General features: G+C 73.5%; 24 protein-coding genes. 11 read left to right on the forward strand and 13 right to left on the reverse strand.

What is annotated here, in order from left to right; all coding sequences use genetic code 11:
* Positions 1–104: 104 nt before the first annotated feature.
* From BM051_RS24380 to BM051_RS24390, 3 genes are all read left to right on the forward strand, one after another.
* Positions 105–824: an alpha/beta fold hydrolase gene (locus BM051_RS24380; RefSeq protein ID WP_092535007.1), complete on the forward strand. Its 720-nt coding sequence runs from the start codon at positions 105–107 to the stop codon at positions 822–824.
* A 97-nt stretch (positions 825–921) separates the two neighbouring features.
* Positions 922–1251: an AbrB/MazE/SpoVT family DNA-binding domain-containing protein gene (locus tag BM051_RS24385; protein ID WP_134046352.1), complete on the forward strand. Its 330-nt coding sequence runs from the start codon at positions 922–924 to the stop codon at positions 1249–1251.
* Positions 1248–1634 carry a type II toxin-antitoxin system VapC family toxin gene (locus BM051_RS24390; protein ID WP_092535010.1) on the forward strand — a complete coding sequence of 129 codons (387 nt, stop codon included), beginning with the start codon at positions 1248–1250 and terminating at the stop codon, positions 1632–1634. The genes BM051_RS24385 and BM051_RS24390 overlap by 4 nt, the downstream gene beginning before the upstream one ends.
* A 67-nt stretch (positions 1635–1701) precedes the next feature.
* On the opposite strand, the gene BM051_RS24395 is transcribed toward BM051_RS24390, so the two are convergent.
* Positions 1702–2394 (reverse strand): DUF3710 domain-containing protein, encoded by a 693-nt coding sequence (locus tag BM051_RS24395; protein WP_092535013.1) that lies wholly within the window; start codon positions 2392–2394, stop codon positions 1702–1704.
* A gap of 29 nt (positions 2395–2423) precedes the next feature.
* On the reverse strand, positions 2424–2879 hold the full coding sequence (dut, locus tag BM051_RS24400) for a dUTP diphosphatase (RefSeq protein WP_092535016.1): 456 nt from the start codon (positions 2877–2879) through the stop codon (positions 2424–2426).
* A gap of 78 nt (positions 2880–2957) precedes the next feature.
* On the opposite strand from dut, the gene BM051_RS24405 reads away from it, so the two are divergent.
* The gene (locus BM051_RS24405; protein ID WP_092535156.1) at positions 2958–3506 is read left to right on the forward strand and encodes a DUF3093 domain-containing protein; all 549 of its coding nucleotides are present in this window, start codon (positions 2958–2960) and stop codon (positions 3504–3506) included.
* A gap of 141 nt (positions 3507–3647) precedes the next feature.
* On the opposite strand, the gene BM051_RS24410 is transcribed toward BM051_RS24405, so the two are convergent.
* Complete coding sequence (locus BM051_RS24410) at positions 3648–3956, reverse strand: DUF4193 domain-containing protein (RefSeq protein WP_092535019.1); 309 nt, start codon at positions 3954–3956, stop codon at positions 3648–3650.
* A gap of 433 nt (positions 3957–4389) precedes the next feature.
* Here BM051_RS24410 and cei point away from each other — a divergent pair, with 433 nt between their 5' ends.
* Positions 4390–5070: an envelope integrity protein Cei gene (gene cei, locus BM051_RS24415; RefSeq protein WP_092535022.1), complete on the forward strand. Its 681-nt coding sequence runs from the start codon at positions 4390–4392 to the stop codon at positions 5068–5070.
* A gap of 95 nt (positions 5071–5165) precedes the next feature.
* Here cei and BM051_RS24420 read toward each other — a convergent pair whose 3' ends face one another.
* On the reverse strand, positions 5166–5975 hold the full coding sequence (locus tag BM051_RS24420) for an inositol monophosphatase family protein (RefSeq protein WP_279587070.1): 810 nt from the start codon (positions 5973–5975) through the stop codon (positions 5166–5168).
* A gap of 73 nt (positions 5976–6048) precedes the next feature.
* On the opposite strand from BM051_RS24420, the gene ppgK reads away from it, so the two are divergent.
* Positions 6049–6810 (forward strand): polyphosphate--glucose phosphotransferase, encoded by a 762-nt coding sequence (gene ppgK, locus BM051_RS24425; protein ID WP_092535028.1) that lies wholly within the window; start codon positions 6049–6051, stop codon positions 6808–6810.
* Positions 6811–7074: 264 nt separating this feature from the next.
* On the forward strand, positions 7075–8490 hold the full coding sequence (locus tag BM051_RS24430) for an RNA polymerase sigma factor (RefSeq protein WP_279587071.1): 1416 nt from the start codon (positions 7075–7077) through the stop codon (positions 8488–8490).
* Between the two features lie 82 nt (positions 8491–8572).
* On the opposite strand, the gene BM051_RS24435 is transcribed toward BM051_RS24430, so the two are convergent.
* Together BM051_RS24435 and BM051_RS24440 are read right to left on the reverse strand one after the other, a co-directional pair.
* The gene (locus tag BM051_RS24435; protein WP_092535031.1) at positions 8573–8779 is read right to left on the reverse strand and encodes an MYXO-CTERM sorting domain-containing protein; all 207 of its coding nucleotides are present in this window, start codon (positions 8777–8779) and stop codon (positions 8573–8575) included.
* Positions 8780–8810: 31 nt separating this feature from the next.
* Positions 8811–9413: a hypothetical protein gene (locus BM051_RS24440; protein WP_092535034.1), complete on the reverse strand. Its 603-nt coding sequence runs from the start codon at positions 9411–9413 to the stop codon at positions 8811–8813.
* 102 nt (positions 9414–9515) lie between these two features.
* On the opposite strand from BM051_RS24440, the gene BM051_RS24445 reads away from it, so the two are divergent.
* From BM051_RS24445 to BM051_RS24455, 3 genes are read left to right on the forward strand one after another with little or no spacing between them, the layout of a single operon-like run.
* A complete protein-coding gene (locus tag BM051_RS24445; protein ID WP_092535037.1) occupies positions 9516–10721 on the forward strand; it encodes a sensor histidine kinase in 1206 nt (401 codons plus the stop codon).
* The gene (locus tag BM051_RS24450; RefSeq protein ID WP_092535040.1) at positions 10718–11374 is read left to right on the forward strand and encodes a response regulator; all 657 of its coding nucleotides are present in this window, start codon (positions 10718–10720) and stop codon (positions 11372–11374) included. The genes BM051_RS24445 and BM051_RS24450 overlap by 4 nt, the downstream gene beginning before the upstream one ends.
* Before the next feature lie 18 nt (positions 11375–11392).
* Positions 11393–12868, forward strand: a complete 1476-nt coding sequence (locus tag BM051_RS24455) for an amino acid permease (protein ID WP_092535043.1) — start codon at positions 11393–11395, stop codon at positions 12866–12868.
* A 5-nt stretch (positions 12869–12873) separates the two neighbouring features.
* On the opposite strand, the gene BM051_RS24460 is transcribed toward BM051_RS24455, so the two are convergent.
* The 3 genes from BM051_RS24460 to BM051_RS24470 are packed head-to-tail and all read right to left on the reverse strand — an operon-like array spanning position 12874 to position 15890.
* A complete protein-coding gene (locus tag BM051_RS24460) occupies positions 12874–13686 on the reverse strand; it encodes a DUF6885 family protein (protein ID WP_092535046.1) in 813 nt (270 codons plus the stop codon).
* A gap of 8 nt (positions 13687–13694) precedes the next feature.
* Complete coding sequence (locus tag BM051_RS24465; RefSeq protein WP_092535049.1) at positions 13695–15032, reverse strand: type I glutamate--ammonia ligase; 1338 nt, start codon at positions 15030–15032, stop codon at positions 13695–13697.
* Between the two features lie 39 nt (positions 15033–15071).
* Positions 15072–15890 carry an EamA family transporter gene (locus tag BM051_RS24470; protein WP_208326019.1) on the reverse strand — a complete coding sequence of 273 codons (819 nt, stop codon included), beginning with the start codon at positions 15888–15890 and terminating at the stop codon, positions 15072–15074.
* Positions 15891–16234: 344 nt separating this feature from the next.
* Here BM051_RS24470 and BM051_RS24475 point away from each other — a divergent pair, with 344 nt between their 5' ends.
* Positions 16235–16417, forward strand: a complete 183-nt coding sequence (locus tag BM051_RS24475) for a DUF7455 domain-containing protein (protein WP_092535052.1) — start codon at positions 16235–16237, stop codon at positions 16415–16417.
* A gap of 217 nt (positions 16418–16634) precedes the next feature.
* On the opposite strand, the gene BM051_RS24480 is transcribed toward BM051_RS24475, so the two are convergent.
* The 4 genes from BM051_RS24480 to BM051_RS24495 all read right to left on the reverse strand — a co-directional run bounded on the left by BM051_RS24480 (position 16635) and on the right by BM051_RS24495 (position 21274).
* The gene (locus tag BM051_RS24480; protein ID WP_243859783.1) at positions 16635–17804 is read right to left on the reverse strand and encodes an ROK family transcriptional regulator; all 1170 of its coding nucleotides are present in this window, start codon (positions 17802–17804) and stop codon (positions 16635–16637) included.
* A gap of 23 nt (positions 17805–17827) precedes the next feature.
* On the reverse strand, positions 17828–19246 hold the full coding sequence (locus BM051_RS24485; protein WP_092535056.1) for a sugar ABC transporter permease: 1419 nt from the start codon (positions 19244–19246) through the stop codon (positions 17828–17830).
* Positions 19247–19260: 14 nt separating this feature from the next.
* Positions 19261–20034 carry an ATP-binding cassette domain-containing protein gene (locus BM051_RS24490; protein WP_092535059.1) on the reverse strand — a complete coding sequence of 258 codons (774 nt, stop codon included), beginning with the start codon at positions 20032–20034 and terminating at the stop codon, positions 19261–19263.
* A 115-nt stretch (positions 20035–20149) separates the two neighbouring features.
* Positions 20150–21274 carry a sugar ABC transporter substrate-binding protein gene (locus BM051_RS24495; RefSeq protein ID WP_092535062.1) on the reverse strand — a complete coding sequence of 375 codons (1125 nt, stop codon included), beginning with the start codon at positions 21272–21274 and terminating at the stop codon, positions 20150–20152.
* Between the last annotated feature and the right edge of the window lie 146 nt (positions 21275–21420).

Genomic DNA, 21420 nt, shown 5'->3' on the forward strand with positions numbered 1-21420 from the left:
AGGCGCCTGCTCCTGTGCTCCGGGGCCCCCGACTTTCTCGGCCCATGCGATTCCAGCGTAGCCGTTCCGCGGGCGGCCCCGCCCCCATACGAAAGGATCGGACCGTGAGCTCCGTTATCCCCGCGCGTCAGGCCGTGGTGCTGCCGGGCACCGGATCCGACGAGGTGTTCGCCCGCGCCGTGTTCGAGGGGCCACTGCGCGCGGTGGGCCTCCGGGCGGTGGCGCCGCCCCCGCCGGCCGGCGCGGCGCTGGTCACCGGGTCGCTGGCCGTGCTGGACGAGCTCGCCGCGGCGGCCGGTGAGCCGATCGTCGTCGGCGGGATCTCCCTCGGCGCGCACCTCGCCACCGAGTGGGCCGTTCGCAACCCGCGGCGGTGCGCGGGTGTCCTGGCCGCGTTGCCGGCGTGGATCGGCCGGCGGGCGGACGCCCCGGCCGCGGTGGCCGCGCGGGCATCGGCCGACCTGGTGGACCGGCACGGGGTGAGCGCCGCGCTGGCGCTGGCGACCGACGGCGTGCCCGACTGGCTGGCCGCGGAGCTGCGGCGGGCGTGGAAACGGCACGGCACGGGCCTGGCGGCGAGCCTGCGGGCCGCGGCGGCGCACCCGGCTCCGCTGGCGACCGCGCTGGCCGCGCTGCGGGTGCCGGTGGGGATCGCGGCGTGCGGGGACGACCCGGTGCACCCGGCGGCCACCGCGTACGCCTGGGCACGTGCCCTGCCCCGCGCGACGGTGCGGGAGACCACGCTGGTGGCGCTCGGCCGGGACCCCGAGTCGCTCGGCCGCGCCGCCGTGCTCGCCTGGCTCCAGGCCCGCGCGAGTGCCTGATCGTGGCGAGCCGGCTGAGATCCGGCGAGGGCCCGCGGGTCTGGCGGATCGACGGTTGTCCGCCAGGAAATCGGAACCTGTCCGGTATGGTGGAGTCATGGCAGCCGTTGACGACCAGACCCCCCGGGCGCAACTCACCGCCAGCCCGGACGGCAGGGTGACGATCCCGGCGCCGCTCCGGCGGGCCGCCGGGATCGAGCCGGGTCGACGGCTCGTCGCGTACGTCGAGGACGGCCGCGTCGTGCTCGAGGAGTGGGAGCACCTGTTGCGCCGGGTGCAGCGCCGGGTGATCGCGGCGACCTCCGGCCACAGCGGGAGCGCGGCGGACGCGCTGATCGCCGACCGCAGGGCCGAAGCGGCCCACGAGGACGTCAGCGCCGACGCCACGCTGGCCGGGCGCGGCGCGCACGGGCCGGACCCGGCGTGACGGCGGTCCTGGACGCCAGCGCCGTGCTGGCCCTGCTGCGCGCCGAGCCAGGACACGAGCAGGTGGCGGAGCTGGTTCCCGGCTCGGTGATCTCGGCGGTCAACTACTCCGAGGTCGTCCAGAAGCTCGCCCAACTCGGCAGCGACACCGCCGAGGACGACGCCGCCGCGCTCGTCGCGCTGGGCACGACCGTCGCCGCCTTCGACGTGCGCGCCGCGACGAACGCGGCGCGGCTCTGGCCGGCCACCCGTCGGGCCGGGCTGTCCCTGGCGGACCGGGCCTGCCTGGCCCTGGCCGCCGACCTCGCCGACGGGGTGGCGGTCACCGCCGACCGCGCGTGGGCCGAGCTCGGCCTCGACATCCGCGTTCGGTTCATCCGCTGAGGGGATCCGCTGAGTTCCGCCCGCTGGCGACGGGACTCAGCCTGACGGCAGGACCTGACGGCAGGACTCAGCCCTGTTGGGCCTGCTGCTGGGCCTGCTGCTGGGCGATGTGCTCGGCGACGGCCGGGGGCAGGGTGATCGGCAACGGGGTGCGCACCGGCATCGGCCCGTCGCCGCGCACGACGATCGTGTCGCGCACGATGTCCCGCAGCGTCGCCGGCGCCTGCGCGGCCAGCGACTGCGGCCCGGCGATCACCCCGCGCAGCATCCACCGCGGCCCGTCGACCCCGACGAAGCGGAGCGCCACCTCGCCGACCACGGCGGAGAGCTCCAGGCCCCACTCGCCCTCGCCGGTGGCCACCTTCGCGCCGTCGGAGCGGAGCTGGTCGGCCAGTTCGACCCCCACCTCGTCCCACAGCCCACCGGAGCGCGGTGCCGCGTACGCGCTCACCGTGACCTGGCCGTGCGGGGTCACCACGTGCACCGCGCGCACCTGCTGGGTCTGCTGGTCCATCTCGACCTGCACCTGGGAACCGTCGGGCACCGGCACCCGCACCGACCCGAGGTCGATCCGCGGGCTCTCGTCCTCCGGCGCGTCGGCGACGTCGAACGGGCCGGTCGTCTCCGGCTCCGAGTCCGGCAGGGCGGTGTCCGCCTCCTCGACGGCCTCGCCGTCGGGCAGCTCGTCGACCTCCGGGGCCGCGTGCCGCCCCCGGGACGTGGCCCCGTCCGCCCGGCGCTTACGTCCGAAAATCCCCACTGACTCTCCGTTTCCTTCCCACGTCCAACCTAGCCGAGGACGGCGTGTCCACCCGTCGAACCGTAGCCGCCCGCGCCGCGCTCGGACTCGTCGAGCCGGTCGACCTCGACGAACTCGGCGTGCTCGACCCGCTGGACGACCAGCTGGGCGATCCGGTCCCCCCTGGTCAGCACGATCGGGGCGCGCGGGTCGTGGTTGATCAGGCAGACCTTGATCTCGCCGCGATAGCCGGAGTCGATGGTGCCCGGTGTGTTCACCACGGACAGCCCGGCCCTGGCCGCCAGCCCGGAGCGCGGATGCACGAACCCGGCGTACCCGGGCGGCAACGCGATCGCCACACCGGTGCCGACCACCGCCCGCTCTCCCGGCTCGATCACCACGTCGGAGGTGGTGACCAGGTCGGCGCCGGCGTCACCGGGCCGGGCGTAGCTGGGCAGTGGAACGTCGGGGTCGACCCGGGACAGCAGGACCTGCACGCTGGACACGGGCGGCGAGACTACCCTGGTGGTGTGGGTGACAGCACGGGCGCGGCCGAACGGCGGGCGGACAGGACGGCCGACACGATGACGACACCGGGCACGGCACCGGGCGGGCCGGGCACCGCGGGTGCTTCCGGCCGGCCGCGCTACACCGAGCGCCTCCACGTTCCATGGTGGGGCTGGCCGCTGCCGCTCGTCGGTGGCGCGCTGCTCGCCGCCGAGGTGCACATGGGCTACCCGGGCGTGCGCGCCTGGCTGCCCTACCTGATCGTGCTCCCGGTGGTGGTCGCGCTGCTGCTGGCGCTGGGGCGGATCAAGGTCGAGGTGCGGGACACCGGCGAGTCCGGGGAGCCGGAGCTGTGGGTCGGCGACGCGCACCTGCCGCTGCGGTTCGTCGGCGAGGTCGACGTGATCGACCGGGACCGCAAGCGCAAGGCCCTCGGCCCGGAGCTCGACCCGGCGGCGTTCGTCGTGCACCGGGGCTGGGTGGGACCGGTGCTGCGGATCCACCTCACCGACCCGGCCGACCCGACGCCCTACTGGGTGATCAGCACTCGCCGCCCCGAACAGCTGGCGGGGTTGCTGCGCGAGCACCGCCCGGCCCCGCCGGAGCCGCGGCCGGACCAGGCGTGAGCGACGTCACAGACGCGAGTGGCGGCCGAGCGCGGTGCTCGACCGCCCCCGTGGACGATCCCCCGAGCCGCACGCCTTCCGCGGACGCCCCGCGGGCCGGCGCGTGACCGGCTCCGCCGGCGTGGTCGCCGGTCAGGCCGGTCAGGCGCAGTCGCGGCAGATCGTCCGACCGCCGCTCTCCTCGGCCAGGCGACTCCGGTGGTGCACCAGGAAGCACACCGAGCAGGTGAACTCGTCGGCCTGCTTGGGCACCACCTTGACGGTCAGGTCCTCGCCGGAGAGCCCGGACAGGTCGGCGCCAGGCAGTTCGAAGTTCTCCGCGGTGGCGTCCTCGTCCACGTCCACCACGCCAGACTGGGTCTCGTTGCGCCGCGCCTTCAGTTCCTCCAACGAGTCCTCGGCGAGCTCGTCGGCCTCGCTGCGGCGCGGAGCGTCGTAGTCGGTCGCCATTGTCCCTCACCCCTGCGATCAGCTTGTGTCGATGGCCCGACCGAGGCCATCGCGATAGTCCTTCGTGCCGCTGGTCAACGTCCCAGCGCCCCTTTTTGTGCCCGGCGTCGCAGTGAGGCAGATCTCTGTTCCGTGTTCTCGATCTACGCCCGGAGCCCGCAGAGGGTAGCCCATGGGTCTCCCGCCGAGGAAACAGGTTCCCGGGGGCGGGACGTATGTCACTCGACAGGCCCAGCTCCACTCGGACGGTGTTCGCCCGTTCGGGTCGCTGGCGGCCAGTGCGGCGCCCTGACATGGGACAAGAGCGCGGCGCGCCGAAACGCCCACCGGGCGGGTGCCCCAACGGTGTCCCCTTACCCCGGTAACGCCTAGGCTCATCAGCAACGACAGTGCTCATAACGGCACGTTCGAATCGGGGAAGGGGACGGGGCAGGTGGCGTCGGGAATCGGCCGGGCTGGGCGCGGGGTGAGGCCGTACCGCAGGCGCCGGCCGGGGCCCGCGCTGATCGTGTTCGGTGTGCTCGCCGTGCTCGCCCTGTCCGTCTGGGGCTACGCGATCACCAACCGGGCCGACATCGACGAGGCCATCCGCTGCGAGCCCGCCGCGAAACCGCCCGATGGGATGACGTACACCCGGTTGGGGCACGACGGGCTGGACGGCGTCACGCCGCTCCCGCCGGACAAGGTCGGGGTCCGAGTCCTCAACGCCGGCGCGGCGCGCAACCAGGCGGCGGTCACCACGGAGGAGTTGAGGCAGCTCGGGTTCACCGCGGCCAGTGAGCCGGCGAACGACCCCGCGTACGAGAAGGCGGAGGCGGACTGCCGAGGCCAGATCCGTTTTGGCACGAACGGTGCCGCCGCCGCGCGGACGCTGAGCCTGGTGGAGCCGTGCGCCGAGCTGATCAGGGACGAGCGCCAGGACGCCAGCGTTGACCTGGCCATTGGCACCCGGTTCGGGGACGTCCGCCCGCGCACGGAGACCCTGGACATCCTCCGGCACCTGCGGGAGTGGTCGAACAGCCAGGGCGAGGCCACCGGCGGAGAGCAGTCGGCCGGCGGAGCACCCGACCTGGACCCGGCGCTGCTGAGGGCCGCCCGCGACGCGCACTGCTGACCCGGTGAACCACTGACGGGAAGCGCCAACGCGGCGACGCGAACGGCAAACACACGTGCGCGGGCCGCGGACACGCGGAGGGGCCGGTGGGTAGGTCAGACCTTGGCGGCGCCGGACTCGACCAGTGCGGCGCGCAGTGGCGCGGCGATCGTGGGCGCCGCGGCGAAGGTGGCGTCCTCGCCGAGGTCTGCGGCCTCGCCGGGCAGCGCGACCACGGCGCCGGCCTCCGCGGCGATCAGCGCGCCGGCCGCCCAGTCCCACCGGGACAGCCCGTGCTCGACGTAGGCGTCCACCCATCCGGCGGCCACGGCGCACAGGTCCAGCGACGACGCGCCCGCACGGCGGACGTCCCGCACCCGGCCGAGCATCGCGGCGACCATCTCGGCCTGCCGGGTCCGCCGGTCCCGCCGGTAGGCGTAGCCGGTGCTCAGCAGCGTCACGTCGAGACCGGTCGGCGCGGACACCCGCAGCGGGCGACCGTCCACCCGGGCCCCCGCGCCGCGCGCGGCGGTCCACCGCCGGCCGCTGACCGGCTCCACCACCGCGCCGGCCACGGACACACCGTCCACCTGCGCGGCCACCGAGACGGCGAACCACGGGTAGCCGTAGAGGAAGTTGACCGTGCCGTCGATGGGGTCGACCACCCAGGTCACCCCCTCCCCCGGGGCGCCGCCCTCCTCCTCGCCGAGCACGGCCTCCCCCGGCCGCAGCTCGGCCAACATGTCCCGGACGAACCGCTCGGTGTCGCGGTCCACCGCGGTCACCACGTCGGTGATGCTGCTCTTGGTGTCCACCCGCACCGACCGGCCACCGCGCATCTCCTCGCCGGCGGTGCGCACCCGGTCGGCGGCGGCGGTGGCCACCCTGTCGGCAACGTCGGCGAGTGCGGATTCGATAACTCCCACGCAAACATGGGACCACACCCGGCTACAGTGCCGGAACACGGCTTTCTGAATCGAGAAGGAAGGGACGACGCCAATGACGGCGACCCGGGGCTTCGGCATCGACATCGGCGGCAGCGGGATCAAGGGCGCGCTGGTCGACCTGGAGAAGGGCCGGCTCATCGGCGACCGTCTCCGGATCGACACCCCGCAACCGTCCACCCCGGAGGCGGTCGCCGACGTCGTGGCCAGGATCGTCCAGCACTTCGCGTGGGACGGCCCGGTCGGCGTCACCCTTCCGGCCGTGGTCAAGCGGGGGACGGCGTGCACCGCGGCCAACATCGACAAGTCGTGGATCGGCACCGACGCCGACGCGCTGTTCGCCAAGCGGATCGGCCGCGACCTCGACGAGGTGTCGGTGCTCAACGACGCCGACGCCGCCGGGCTCGCCGAGGTCCGGTTCGGCGACCCGGCCGGGCGCAGCGGGCTGGTCGCCCTGCTGACCTTCGGCACCGGCATCGGCAGTGCCCTGTTCCTCGACGGTCGGCTCGTCCCGAACACCGAGTTCGGTCACCTCGAGGTCGACGGCCACGACGCGGAGTCGCGCGCGGCGGCGTCGGTCAAGGACAACGAGGGGTTGTCGTATCCGGAATGGGCGCGGCGGGTGGATCGTTACCTGACCGTGTTGGAGAACCTCGTCTGGCCCGACCTGATCATCGTCGGCGGCGGGGTGAGCAAGAAGGCGGAGAAGTGGGTTCCGCTGCTGGACGTGCGGACCAGGATCGTCGTGGCGTCGTTGCAGAACAACGCCGGGATCGTGGGCGCGGCGCTGGCCGCGGCCGAGGGCCTCGGGCACTGAATCCGGGTACCCACCTCCGCGGCCGGTGACCGGCCAGTGACCGGCCCGTACCCGGGTCCGACCATGGTCCGTGCCTGGTCCCCGCCGCCGCCGCACGCGCCGGAGTTGATCGCTTGGCGACTCACCGGCGCATCGTCGTTACAATGGAACACGGCCCACGGCTGCGGCGGCAAAACCGCAGGCCGTGGCGGAATCCCCGAATCTGAGGCAGCTGAGGCCTCCGTGTCTCGGCTCGTCGTGATCGACCGCTGTGAAAGGGCGTACGTGGCAGCCGCAAGAACCGCAACCCGAAGCGGGACGAAATCAACGAGCGCCGCCAAGACCTCGACCGCCGACGAGGACACGGCGGCCGGCCCCACCACGGGTGACGCGGCCACGGAGGCGGACGCGAAGTCGCCCGGCCGCAAGCCAGCCGCGCGGAAGACCGCCGCGAAGTCCACCAGCAAGTCCGGCGCGAAGTCCGCGGGCAAGGGGCGCAAGGGCACCAAGTCGGCCACCAAGGGCGACGAGGTCAAGCTCGACCAGGACGGCCCCGGCGAGGACGTCGAGCTGGAGGACGTCGACCTGTCCGACCTCGACGTCGACGCGGTGGAGGTCGACGTCGTCGACGCCACGGTGACCGAGGAGGCCGAGGAGCCGGAGGACGAGGATGACGGCGCACCCGCCGCCAGGGTGAAGTCGCCGACCGACCCCGACTTCGTCTGGGACGAGGAGGAGTCCGAGGCGCTGCGGCAGGCGCGCAAGGACGCCGAGCTCACCGCCTCCGCCGACTCGGTGCGTGCCTACCTCAAGCAGATCGGCAAGGTGGCGCTGCTCAACGCCGAGGAGGAGGTGGAGCTGGCCAAGCGGATCGAGGCCGGGCTCTACGCGGCGGACCGGCTGCGGGCCGCCGAGGAGGAGGGCGAGAAGCTCTCCACCCAGATGCGTCGCGACCTGCGGTGGATCGTCCGGGACGGGGAGCGCGCCAAGAACCACCTGCTGGAGGCCAACCTGCGCCTGGTGGTGTCGCTGGCCAAGCGCTACACCGGCCGCGGCATGGCGTTCCTGGACCTGATCCAGGAGGGCAACCTCGGGTTGATCCGCGCGGTGGAGAAGTTCGACTACACCAAGGGCTTCAAGTTCTCCACCTACGCCACCTGGTGGATCCGGCAGGCCATCACCCGCGCCATGGCCGACCAGGCCCGCACCATCCGCATCCCGGTGCACATGGTCGAGGTGATCAACAAGCTGGGCCGGATCCAGCGCGAGCTGCTGCAGGACCTCGGCCGCGAGCCGACGCCCGAGGAGCTCGCCAAGGAGATGGACATCTCCCCGGAGAAGGTCCTGGAGATCCAGCAGTACGCGCGGGAGCCGATCTCGCTGGACCAGACCATCGGCGACGAGGGCGACTCGCAGCTCGGCGACTTCATCGAGGACAGCGAGGCCGTGGTGGCGGTGGACGCGGTGTCGTTCACGCTGCTGCAGGACCAGCTCCAGTCGGTGCTGCAGACGTTGTCCGAGCGCGAGGCGGGCGTGGTCCGGCTGCGGTTCGGCCTCACCGACGGCCAGCCGCGCACGCTCGACGAGATCGGCCAGGTCTACGGGGTCACCCGGGAACGGATCCGGCAGATCGAGTCGAAGACCATGTCGAAGCTGCGCCACCCCTCGCGGTCGCAGGTGCTGCGCGACTATCTCGACTGAGCGCACGACCACGGCGTCGGCCCTGGACCACCACGGTCCGGGGCCGATGCCGTGTCCGGGGCTCGGCCGGATTCACGGCCGGTCACGGTGTCGAGTTGCCGCGCCGCCGTGCCCCCACGCCGGCGAGCAGCAGGCCGACCACGGCCATCACCACGCTGGCCGGGATGTGCAGCGACGCCGGCAGCAGGTGCAGCTGGACGAACCAGCTGTACGACGAGCTCTCCGCGACGCGGTTGACGAACCCGCCCACTCCCTGGATCACCAGCAGAATCCCCAGTGCCTCGACCATGTTCTGACGTTTCCCTTCTGTCGCGAGCCTGTCACGAGCCGTCGCGGGCCGCGGCGCGGTCGCCGTCCCGGGGGCCCAGCTCCGCCCACAGCGGGCCGACGACGAACCAGATCCCCACCACCCAGCCGAGCCGGGGCAGCCAGCCGCCGGTCGCCCACAACTGCCTGGTCTGCTCGGGCGAGCCCGCGACGAAGATCAGCAGCAGCATCGCCCCGCCGGCCAGCGCGCAGGCGAGCAGGCACTTGCCCCACTCCCGCCATTCGTGCCGCCGTTTCGCCGTGCTGCCGCGGGGTGGCCTGGTCGGCGCCGGCCCGCCGGCGAACCGGTGCGCGACGTGGGCGTCGGCCCAGCGGATCATGCTGGGGCCGAACACGACGCTGAAGCCGAGGTACACCGCGGCCAGGCCGTGCACCCACGTCGCCTGCGCACCGCGAGTGAGGTCGACCATGGTCACGACGAGCACGACGAGATCGATCAGCGGCGTCGCGGCGAGCAGCACGACGCCGGTGCGCGGCAGGCGCAGCAGGTATCGCGCCGTCAGCCCGGCGACGATGAAGACCCAGAAACCCACCTCGCCCGCGGCGATCACCGCGGCCATCGGGTTGTCGGCGACGAAGTCGACGATGTTGTCCACGACGCCGAGTCTGTGGTGGGGCGGCCGATGGCGCGTCGGGCGGCGGCACGACATCGGGGTCATCACTTGGTAGGACGGCCGGCCCGGCGGGGATGTGCTGTGATGGTGCTCGTGCCGGACTGGACGAGGCTCGCCCGGCTGCGGGTGAACCGGTTGCCGCCACCGCAGCAGGACGTGGTGATCGCGGTGGCTTTCTTCGTCGTGGGCGGTCTGCTGTACACCACGCGGTACTACGTCCTGTTCCGCCCCGACGACACGGCGCCGCTGTGGGCGCGCTTCGCCGTGCTGGCGGCGATCTGCGCGGCGCAGCTGCTGCGCCGCGGGGCGCCTGCCATGGCACTCGGCCTCGGCGCGCTGGGCGTCGGTGTCGACGCTGTGCTCGGGCTGTCCGTGCCCCCGCTGATCGTCCTCTCCGACCTGATCTACGCGGCCACCCTCTACGGCTCGCGCCGCCTGAGCCGGGCCATGATCCCGATGGCTGCCGTGCTCACCGTGGGGGCGATGGTGGTCGCGCTCGTGCTGGTGCCCGAGTGGCGGCTCGCGGTGCTCGCCGCCGTCGTGACCGTGCCGTTCGTCGCCACCCCCGTGTGGTGGGCGATCAACGTGCGGGAGCAGCGCGACATCGCCGCCGCCGAGCGGGCCAACGCCGACCAGCTGGCCCGGATCGCCGAGCTGGACCGTACGGCCGCCCTGGCCGCCGAGCGCGCCCGGATGGCGCGGGACCTGCACGACGTGATCTCCGGGCACCTCTCGGCGATCGCCATCCAGTCGTCGGCCGCGCTGTCCCGGGGCGACCCGGCGACCGCCGGCGTCGTGCTGCGTTCGGTGCGAGAGAACAGCGTGCACGCGTTGGAGGAGATGCGGGCGATGATCGACCTGCTGCGGGCCAACGGCGCCGAGGACGACCTCGCCGCCCCGGCGCGGCTGCGCGAGCTGTCCCGGCTGGTCGGCTCGGCGCGGGCCGCGGGGATCACCGTCGACCTGCACTCCGAGGTCGGCGACGGCGACGCGCTGCCGGCCGCGGTGGATCTCACGGCGTACCGGATCGCCCAGGAGGCGCTCACCAACGCGATGAAGCACGCACCGGGCACGCGGGTCCGGCTGCTGGTCCTGCGTCGGGGCGCCGAGCTCAGCGTCGAGGTGAGCAACGAGTTGACCGGCGGTGGCGTGGCCACCGCCGACACCGGAACGGGGTTGCTGAACATGCGGGAACGCGCCACCGCGATCGGCGGGTCGCTGTCGGCCGGGCCCGCGGGCACGGGCTGGCACGTCCGTGCCGTGCTGCCGATACCGGAGCCCGGCGGATGAGCATCCGGGTACTGGTGGCCGACGACCACGCCGCGATCCGCGCGGGGCTGGTGATGATCCTCGACGGTGCCGACGGCATCGAGGTGGTCGGCGAGGCGGCCGACGGTGCCGTGGCGGTGCGCCAGGCTCGCGCGCTGAAGCCGGACCTGGTGCTGATGGACGTGCGGATGCCGGGCACCGACGGGATCACGGCGACCAGGGAGCTGGTGACCGACGGGCTGGCCCAGGTGCTGGTGCTGACCACGTTCGACCTGGACGAGTACGTCTACTCGGCGCTGCGCGCGGGCGCGGCGGGGTTCCTGCTCAAGTCGGTCGAGGCGGACCGGCTGGTGGAGGCGGTGCGCCTGGTCGCCGCCGGGGAGGGGGTGCTCGCGCCCCAGGTCACCCGGGCGCTGATCGCGGCCTTCGCCGCCAGTGCCCCGGCCGCTCCTTCGGCGCCCCCGCCCGGCCTGGCGGAACTCACCGAGCGGGAGCGTGAGGTGCTCGGTTGCCTCGGTGAGGGCCTGTCGAACGCGCAGATCGCCCGGCGGATGGTCATCGGCGAGACGACGGTGAAGACGCACGTGTCCCGGGTGCTCACCAAGCTCGGGTTGCGCTCCCGGGTGCAGGCCGCGATCCTCGCCAGGGAACACCCGGACGCCGCGCGCGGATGATCGGCTACCGTGCCCGCGATGGGCGTGCTCCGGACACTCGACGTCGACGACATCCTCGACCGGCAGCGCACCGGCGGCCTGCGCCGCCGGCTCCGTGGCCGTGACCTGGTCGGCTTCGGCATCGGCATCATCATCGGTACCGGGATCTTCACCCTTGCCGGGGTGGAGGCGAAGAACCACGCCGGGCCGGCGGTGACGCTGTCGTTCGTGATCAGCGCGGTGGTCGCCGGGCTGGCCGCGCTGTGCTACGCCGAGCTGGCCTCCGGCGTGCCGACCGCGGGCAGCGCCTACACCTACGCGTTCGCCACGCTCGGTGAGATCTTCGCCTGGATCATCGGCTGGGACCTGCTGCTGGAGTTCGCGCTCGGCGCCGCGGTGGTGTCCCGCGGCTGGTCGGGCTACCTGGCCAACCTGCTCGGTCTGCCGCCGGAGCTGTTCGGCGAGGACGCCACGGTGAACGTCGGCGCGGTGCTGGTCATCGCGGTGCTCACCGTGGTGGCGGTGGCCGGGATCCGGCAGTCGGCACTGTTCACCAACACCCTGGTCGTCGTGAAGGTCGCGGTGTGCGTGCTGATCCTGGCCGTGGGCGTGTTCTTCGTCCGTGGCGCCAACCTCGTGCCGTTCGTCCCGCCGGCGCGGCCCCCGGACAGCGGCGGTGACGTGCTGCACCAGCCGGTGGTGCGGGCCGCGCTCGGGATGGAGCAGTCGATCTACGGCATCGCCGGCATGCTCACCGCGGCGGCGGTGGTGTTCTTCGCCTACACCGGGTTCGAGGCGCTGGCCAACCTCGGCGAGGAGGCCCGCCGCCCGGACCGGGACCTCAAGGTGGGCATCCTCGGCGCGCTCGGGGTGTGCGCGCTGCTCTACGTCGGCGTGTCGCTGGTGCTGACCGGCATGGTGCCGTTCGTCAACATCGACGAGGGCGCCCCGCTGGCCGCGGCGTTCAACTCGGTCGGGATGCACTGGGTGGGCGCGCTGATCGCGCTCGGCGCGGTGACCGGGCTGACCTCGGTGATGATGGTGGAACTGGTCACCATCGGCCGGATCGGCTTCGCCATGGGCCGCGATGGCCTGCTGCCGAAGGCGCTGGGCACGGTGCACCCGCGGTGGGGCACCCCGCACCGGATGACCATCGGCGGCGCGGTGCTCATCGCGCTGCTCGCGGCGTTCGTGCCGATCAGCGAGCTGGCCGACATGGTGAGCATCGGCGCGCTCTCCGCGATGATCATCGTCGCGCTGGCGGTGCCGGTGCTGCGCCGGCGGCGGCCGGACCTGCGCCGACCGTTCCGGGTGCCGCTCTCCCCCGTGCTGCCGGTCGTGGCCGCGCTGGCGTGCCTGTACCTGATGTTGAACCTCGACGTGCTCACCTGGATCCGGTTCGCCGTGTGGCTGGGCGCCGGGCTTCTCCTCTACGCCTGCTACGGTCGCCGCCACTCCCGCCTCGCGGAGGCCGAGCGCGCGGCCGCGCGGGACTTTCACGAGCTACGGGACTAGCGCGTTCAGTCCGGCGCCGGGCTCCCGTTGTCCCACAGCCGGGGGGTCAGCCCGGCGGCCAGCACGACGTCCCGCGCGGCCGCGGCATCGGCGGCCCGCACCACCAGCAGCACCCCGCCCGGTGCCCTGCCCTCCCGGCGCAGCGCGGCCGCGAGGTGCGGCAGCGGCTGCAGGTACACCCCGCGCTCACCCAGTGACGGGTAGCCGTCCACGACGACCGCGGCGCTGCCCTCCGGGCCGTCGAGCCGGCCGGCCACGAGCACGAAGTGGCCGACCCGCCAGCGGGACAGCCACAGCGGTGGCATGCCGGTGGCCAGGTAGTCGGCCACCGCCCGCCACGGGGTGTCCGGCGCGGCGAGCTCGCCGGTCGCCACGTTCGCGACGAGCGCGACCACGGGCAGCCGTTCGACGCCGGTGAGCAGCCGGCGCAGTGCGGTGGCCGTCCAGTCGCCGCGGGCGGGCACCGCCCGTAGCCGGTCGGCGGACAGCCGGCGCACGGCCCGCGCGAGCCCGGCCGCCGACGTACCGGCCCGCGCCGGGTCGGTGGTGCTCGGCGGCGGGAGCCGGAAGTCGAGGCGTTCCGGCTCCCCCGGCGGCCGGCTCGCCCGCCCACCGGCGAGCCGCACGGTGCCCGCCGCCTCGGCGACCGTGTCCTGGTCGGGCACCTCGACGCCGTGCGCGCGCAGCGCGACGAGCACGGTGAACGCCCCGCACAGGTCGTCCTTCTGCGGCAGCTCCGCGCGGGCGAGGTCGACCACCGCGCGGCCGCCCGGCAGCCACCGGGCCTCCTCCCACCACGCGACTCGGGTACCGCCCACTCGCCGGCTCAGTATCGCCACAGGTGCGCTTCGACGATCTCGACCAGGTCACGCTCCGCCGCCCAGGCCGCGTCGGAGGCCCGCACGGCCTGGAAGGCGGCGAGCAGCTCCTCCCCGAGCACCCCGGAGACCCGGTCGGCGGCCCGCAGCGCCGCGTCCTGCTCACCGGCGGAGACGGGCAGCCGGTGCACGCCGCGGGTGACCCGCTCGGCCGGCGACCAGGTGCCCGGGTCCTCGTTGATCGGGTCGGGCGGGGTCAGCCCGTCCTCGACACCGCCGAGCCCGGCGGCGAGCACCGCGGCCAGCGCGAGATAGGGGTTGGCCGAGGCGTCCGACGGTTTGAGCTCGACGTTGGCGTGGCCGGCGCCGAGCAGCGGCGTGCTCGGCACGTACCGCAGCGGCGCCTCCCGGTTCTGCACGCCCCAGAAGACGTAGGCGCTGGCGAAGTAGCCGGGGCGCAGCCGGATCGTCGACGGCACACTCGGCGCGGTGATCGCGGTGAGCGCCGGAAGGTCGCGCAGCAGGCCGGCCAGGTAGGCCGCGCCGTCGCCCTCCGGCCGGTCGGCACCGGCCAGCAGGTTGCGCCCGTCCCGCCAGAGCGAGGTGTGCAGGTGCCAGCCGTTGCCGGGCACGTGCGGGGCGATCAGCGGCGCGAAGCAGACCCGCAGGCCGTGCGCGTGGGCCGCGGCGTGGATGGTCTGCCGGGCCAGGAGCTGGTCGTCGGCCGCGGCGACCGGGTCGGTCGCGGCGAGGGACAGCTCGAGCTGCGCGGGCCCGTACTCGGCGTGCAGCTGCCCGACCCGCAGCCCATTGGCCTCGAGGTCGTGCAGCAGCGCGGCGACGAAGCCGTCCAGCTCCACCAGGGCGTGCGGGCTGTAGGCGGGACCGCGGTGCCCCGGCGCGGAGAGCACGTTCCGGCTGCCGAGCGGGGTGACGGCGAACTCGATCTCGTAGCCGGCGCGCAGCTCGTAGCCGCGCCGGGCCGCCTCCGCCACCTGGCGTTCCAGCACGGCGCGCTGGCAGTACGGCCACGGCGAGCCGTCGGCGGCGACCTGCCGGGCCGGCGCCCAGGCGAGCGCGGGCTGGCCGGCGAGCCGGCGAACCCGCTCGACCACCGGCAGCAACCGCACGTCCCCCGACGGGGTGGGCAACACGTCCTGGTCGTAGGTGATGCCGTCGTGGCTGTCGAACACCGCGAACAGCGAGGTGACCCCGACGCCCCTGGTGACGACGTCGGCGAACCCGTCGATCGGCACGATCCGGGAGCGGGGGACGCCGTTGTTGTCGCACCAGGCGAGCTGCACGCCGCGCACTCCGGCGTCCGCGAGCTCCTCCGCCGTCGTCATCGTTGCATCCTGCCAGCGCGACGGCGTGCCGTCACCTGGTTACGGCGGTTCCGGCATCGGGTCGTTGCGGTCGCCGGCGCCGCGGCGGGTCCGCGCGCCCAGCGCGACGCCGGCCACCACGGCCAGCGTGCCCACCGCCTCCAGCGGTGTGGGGACCTGGCCGAGGGTGACCAGGCCGATGACCGTGGCGGTCACCGGGAGCAGCGCGAGCAGCAGTGCGAACCGGGACCGGCCGACCCGGCGCAGCACGATCTGGTCGAGGCAGTAGGGCACCACCGTGGAGGACACAGCGAGCACGCCCACTCCGAGCAGCAGCAGGTGCGCCGAGCTCCAGACCGGGCCGGTGGTGACCGCCACCGGGGACAGCAGGACCGTGGCCACCGCGAAGCCGACGGCGAGGCTGTCGAGGCCGCCCCCGCCGAGGGCGACCCGCCGGCCGAGCAGGATGTAGCCGGCCCAGGCCGCCGCGGCGCCGAGGGCCAGGGCCAGCCCGAGCGGGCTGCCGGTGAGCCGCACGTCGGCGATGCAGATCACGCCGGAGGCCACCAGCGCCAGTGCGGCGATGTCCCGCACGCCGCGCGAGCCGACCGCGGCCACGGCGACCGGGCCGGCGAACTCCAGCGCCACCGCGGTACCCAGCGGCAGCCGGGCGATGGCCTCGTAGAACAGCATGTTCATCCCGGCGGTGACCACGCCGAAGGCGCCGGCGAGCAGCAGCGGCCGGCCCCGCCACGCCGCGCGGCCCGGCCGCCGCCAGGCGAGCAGCACCAGCGCGGCGCCCAGCGTGCGCAGCCAGGCGACTCCGGCGGGCGCGGCGACGTCGAAGAGGCCGACCGCCAGCGCCGCGCCGAGGTACATCGACATTCCGCTGAGAACGAACAATCCCGGCGCCGGAACGGCCCCCAGCCGGGCCCCGGACAGCTGCACTCCCACCCTGGCATCGTGCCTGACCACCGGAAACACCGGTGGCGAGGGTGCGTTTCTCCCACTGTGCGGAACCGGTCTACGACGTTCGGCGTAATTCACCGTGACGCGCCTCCCACCGGGCCGGGAACACTTGCGACCCGCCAGGCGTCTGCAAGAGTGGAGGCTGCGAGCACCGCGGAGCCGGTTGACCTTCGGGTCGCCGGGGTAACACCAGAGTGGTCGCGGCTGGAATGATGGCATCGGTGCTGCCGGTGCCGGGACGGAGGGAGACTCCCATGACTTCACCGACGCTCACCCGCCCCGAACTGACCGCTGCAGACCGTTGCGACCGGTGCGGAGCAGCCGCCAAGGTGCGAGCCGTCCTCAAGACCGGGGGTGAGCTGCTGTTCTGCGGCCACCACGGCCGCGAGCACGAGGCACGGTTGAAGGAGCTGGCGGCCGACATCCAGCACGGCTGAGGCCGCTGGCGCCGCCGGGACGGGTTCGGCGGCACGAGACGACTCCGGGCGGGGATCCGACATATCGGGTCCCCGCCCGTGTCGTCGGCACCGAGGGCACCGCGGGCGGCGCACCTCGGCCGGCCCGCCAGCGCGCCGCCAGGCCCGGATTTCCGGTGTTTGTGATGGAGATCACGCTCTTCTGCCGTGCTCTCCTCACCTGCCGCGCCGGTCGCCGTCACACCCGGTCGAGCACGTCCTCGAACGCGGCCTCCGCGGCGCCGAGCAGCTTCACGTCGTTGCCGAGCGCGGAGGTCTCGATCCGCACGCCCCCGACCGCCCTGCTGACCATACTGCGCCGGCGCACCTCGGCGCCCACGTGCTCCAGCACCGCGGCGGGCAGCGCGGTGAACAGGTCGCCGAGCACCACCAGCTGTGGCCCGAGCAGGTTCACCACGTTCACCAGCCCGAGGGTCAGCCACTCACCGAAGTCGGCCAGCCGGCTCAGCGCCACGCCGGCGTCGCCGTCCAGCCGGCGCAGCTCGGCCACCACCGCCCCGCGCGGCGCGCTCTCCGGAAGCCCCAGCGCCCGGCACAGCGCCGCCTCCCCCACCTCGGTCTCCCAGCACCCGCGGTTGTCGCAGTAGCAGGGCCGGCCGCCGGGCCGCAGCACCATGTGCCCGATCTCGCCCACGTAGCCGGTCGCGCCGCGCAGCGACGCCCCCTGCGCGATCACGCCACCGCCCACGCCCACGTCCGCCGACACCCACACCGCGTCCTGCGCCCCGCGGGCCGCCCCGCGCAGGTGCTCGGCCAGCGCGCCCAGCTCCGCGTCGTTGCCGACCACCACGGGCATCCGCAGCACCGCGCCGAGCCGCTCCCCCAGCGCCACGTCCGACCAGCGCAGGTTCGGCGCCTCGTGGACGCGCCCGTCGGCCCGGCGCACCACCCCGGGCACGGACACCCCGGCGGCCATCGGCGCCACGTCCTCCTCGGCCGCCAGCACGGCCGCGGACTCGACGACGTGGGTGATCACCTCGTCCGGCTCGCGCGCGTTGCCGTGCAGGTTCCAGCTGTGCCGGGCGAGGATCTGGCCGCCCAACCCGACCAGCGCGACCGCCACGTGGTCCACCCACACGTCCACGGCCAGCACCACCGCGGCCTGGGGTTGCGGCAGCACCAGCAGCGACGGCCGGCCGGCACCCCGGCCGGGGCGGGGCACCCGCTCCTCGACCACGCCCGCCTCGGCCAGTCCGTCCACCAGCGTCTTGATCGTGCTGCGGTTCAGCCCGAGCTCGGTGCCCAGCGCGGCCCTGGTCCGCGGGCCGGCCACGTGCAGCAACCGGAGCAGGGTCGTGCGGTTGTGCCGGCGCACCTCGTCCGGTCGGGCCACCGCAGTGCTGCTCACGGCCGACAGTCTCGCATCGGCGCTCAGCGGGGTGCGACGGCCGCCCGCCGCCGGGACAGCGCGTCGACCGTCGCCGCGAGCAGCAGCACCAGGCCGGTGACGATCGCGACCACGGCGGCGGGCTGCTTGAGCAGGCCGAGCCCGTTGGCCACCACCGCCAGCACCGTGCCGCCGATCACCGCGTCGGACACCCGCCCCTTGCCGCCGAACAGCGAGGTCCCGCCGATCACCGCGGCGCCCACCGCGAACAGCAACGTGTTCAGCCCACCGGCCTGGGGGTCCACCGAGCCGACCTTCGACGAGTACACGATCGCGCCGATCGCGGCGACCGACGAGGACACCACGAACACGCTCGCCCGGATCTTGGTGACGTTGATCCCGGCGCGGCGGGCGGCCTCCCGGTTGCCGCCGACGGCGTAGATGTGCCGGCCGTAGCGGGTGCGGTTGAGCACGTAGGTGCCGATCGCCAGCAGCGCCAGCACGATCGGGACCACGTACGGCACGCCGGAGATCTCCACGCTGGCGTTCACCGAGCGGTTGAGGGTGAGCAGGTAGGTCGCCACCGCGCCGAGCACGGCCAGCGCACCCACCCTGGCCAGCACCAGCGGGGTCGGCTGGGTGACCAGCCCGCGGCGCAGCCGGGAGAAGTGCCGGCCGAGGGTGACCGCGGCGAACCCGCCGGTCGCCACCACGAACAGCAGCCAGCTGCCCAGCGTGGAGAGGTTGCCGTTGGCGACCTGGTTCAGCACCGGCGACGAGCTGATCCCGAGCACCCCGCCCTCCCCGATGAACTGCAGGATCACACCCTGCCAGGCCAGGAACAGCGCGAGGGTCACCACGAACGACGGCATTCCGATCTTGGAGACGAGGAAGCCGGTGATGCAGCCGATCGCGGTGCCCACGCACAGCGCGAGCAGCATCTCGATCCAGGGGTTGGCCGGGATGCCGGACACCGCGATGGCGATGCCCAGCGTGGAGATCGCCGTCCCGGCCCAGATCCGCAGCAGCGCGGCCAGCGCCGCGGCCAGCGCCAGCGTCAGGACGAAGATCGTGAACACCGTGGTGCCCATGCCGCCCAGCAGGTTGCCCTGCTCGACGTAGTGCATGGCCAGCACCGCGCCGGCGACCCCGGATGCGGTGCCGGCGGACAGGTCGATCTCGCCGACCAGCAGCACGAACACGATGCCCATCGCGATGATCGTCTGGCCGGCGCCCTGGGCGAGCAGGTTCGCGACGTTGGTCAGCGAGAGGAACACGTCCGACAGCGCGGCGAACACGACCACCAGCGCGATCAGGCCGAGCAGCGCGGGCAACGAGCCGAGCTGGCCGGCGCGCAGCCGGGCGACGTAGTCGCGCAGTGCCTCCCCCGTGGACATGGTGGTGGTGTCGATACCGAAGTCGGAGATCGCGGCGTTGCGCGGGGCGGTGGGGATCTGGGTCATGGGATCTCTCTCGCTCACAGAACGGCGGTCTCGGGGCGGGCGAGGCCGAGGTCGCCCGAGCGGCCGGCGGTGATCAGCTCGACGACCTGGGCGTGGGTGACGTCCTTGGCTCGCACCTCGGCGACCATGCGGCCCAGGTACAGCACGGCGATCCGGTCGGCGACCTCGAACACGTCGGCCATGTTGTGGCTGATCAGCACCACGCCGAGGCCCTGCTCGGCGAGGCGGCGCACCAGGTCGAGCACCTGACGGGTCTGCGCGACGCCGAGCGCGGCGGTCGGCTCGTCGAGCAGCACCACCTTGCTGTCCCACAGCACGGCCTTGGCGATGGCGACGGTCTGCCGCTGCCCGCCGGACAACGCCGAGACCGGGGTGCGCACCGACTTCACCGTGCGCACCGACAGCGAGGCGAGGGTCTCCCTGGCGGCGCGTTCCATACTGGCCTCGTCGAGCAGCCACACGTTGCCACGCTCCCGGCCGAGGAACATGTTCTGGACGATGTCGAGGTTGTCAGCCAGGGCGAGGTCCTGGTAGACGACCTCGATGCCGAGCTCGGCGGCGTCGCGGGGGCCGCGGATGTGCACCGGCCGGCCCTGGAAGGCGACCGTGCCGGAGTCGGCGGCGTGGATACCGGCGATGCATTTGACCAAAGTGGACTTGCCGGCACCGTTGTCGCCGACGAGGGCGGTGACCTCGCCGGCGCGAACGGCGAAGTCCACGTCGTGCAGCACGTGCACGGGGCCGAAGCTCTTGTTCAGCGCGTGCAGTTGGAGGGTGGGTTCGGTCATCGGGCTTCCTTCGCGTCGGTCCGCGCCGGTCCGTCCCGGCTCACGGCGAGTGGGGGCGCGCCGTCGGGGCGCGCACCCCCACCCAGGTCCGATCAGGACCGTCTCTTGTGGTCGGTCAGGAGATGCCGAGCTCGGCGCAGACCGGCTGCAGGTCGCCGCCGCAGATCTCCGCGGCGGGCACGTAACCCTCGTCGACGACCGTCTTGACCTCGTTCTTGGTGACCAGCTGCGGTTCCAGCAGCACCGACCTGACGTCGCGGTTGCCCTGCGGGTCCTTGCTGACCGCGGAGGCGATGGCGTCGGCCGCGGCGGTGTCGCCCTTGGCCAGCGCCGCGGCCAACTCGGCCGCCGCGTTCGCCTCCTGCTGGATCGGCTTGAAGACCGTCATGTACTGATCGCCGCGCAGGATGTTCTTGAGCCCCTCCGGGGTGGCGTCCTGGCCGGTGACCGGGACGGTGCCGTTGAGCCCGTTCTTCTTCAGCACGGTGATGACCGCGCCGGCCAGGCCGTCGTTGGCCGCGACCACGCCGTCGACGTGGCCGCCGTTGCCGGTGAGGATCTGCTCGAAGACGACGCCGCCCTTCTGATTGTCCCAGCCGTCGATGGGCTGGCTCTGCACCAGGGACAGGGCGCCGGAGTCGTAGAGCGGCTGGAGGACGTTGCGCTGTCCCTCCTTGAACAACGTGGCGTTGTTGTCGGTGGGGGCACCCTGGATCTCGATCACCTGCGCGCCGGGCTTGTCCTTCAGCGCGTCGGCCAGGCCCTGGCCCTGCAACTCGCCGACCTTCACGTTGTCGAACGAGACGTAGTAGTCGGAGCCGCCACCGAGGTTGAGCCGGTCGTAGTCGATGGTGGGGATGCCGGCGTTCCTCGCCTTGGCGGCCACCGCGCCGCCGACCTCGCTGTTGATCGAGGCGATGATCAGGACGTCGACACCCTGGCTGATCATGCCGTCGGCGAGGGTGGTGAACTTCTGGACGTCGCCCTGGGCGTTCTGCACATCGGGCTCGAAGCCCTCCGCGCGCAGGGCCTTCTCCAGCATGGGCTTGTCGAAGCCCTCCCAGCGGGCGGAGGTGGCGGTCTCCGGGAGGATCACGCCGACGGTGCCGTTGGCACCGCCGCCGGCGGTGGTCTCGCCCGTGCCGCCGTCGCCGGAGGGGGCGGTGTTCGCGCCGCACGCGGCGAGGGCGAACGTGGCGCTCATGATCGCCGCGGCGAGGGCCAAGGGTCTGGTGCGCATCGTGGTCGAGCCTTTCCGGGTGACACTGCTGGTCGGAGGTCAGTGGACCGTCGAGATGGTCGCGGTCCGGCGCTGTGGTGAGCGCGCCCGCCCGGTCGGTCCGGCACACCCACGGAAATGTTGTGCGCGACAACATATGCCCGGAT

This window comes from Amycolatopsis arida, from assembly GCF_900115565.1.
Lineage (GTDB): Bacteria > Actinomycetota > Actinomycetes > Mycobacteriales > Pseudonocardiaceae > Yuhushiella > Yuhushiella arida.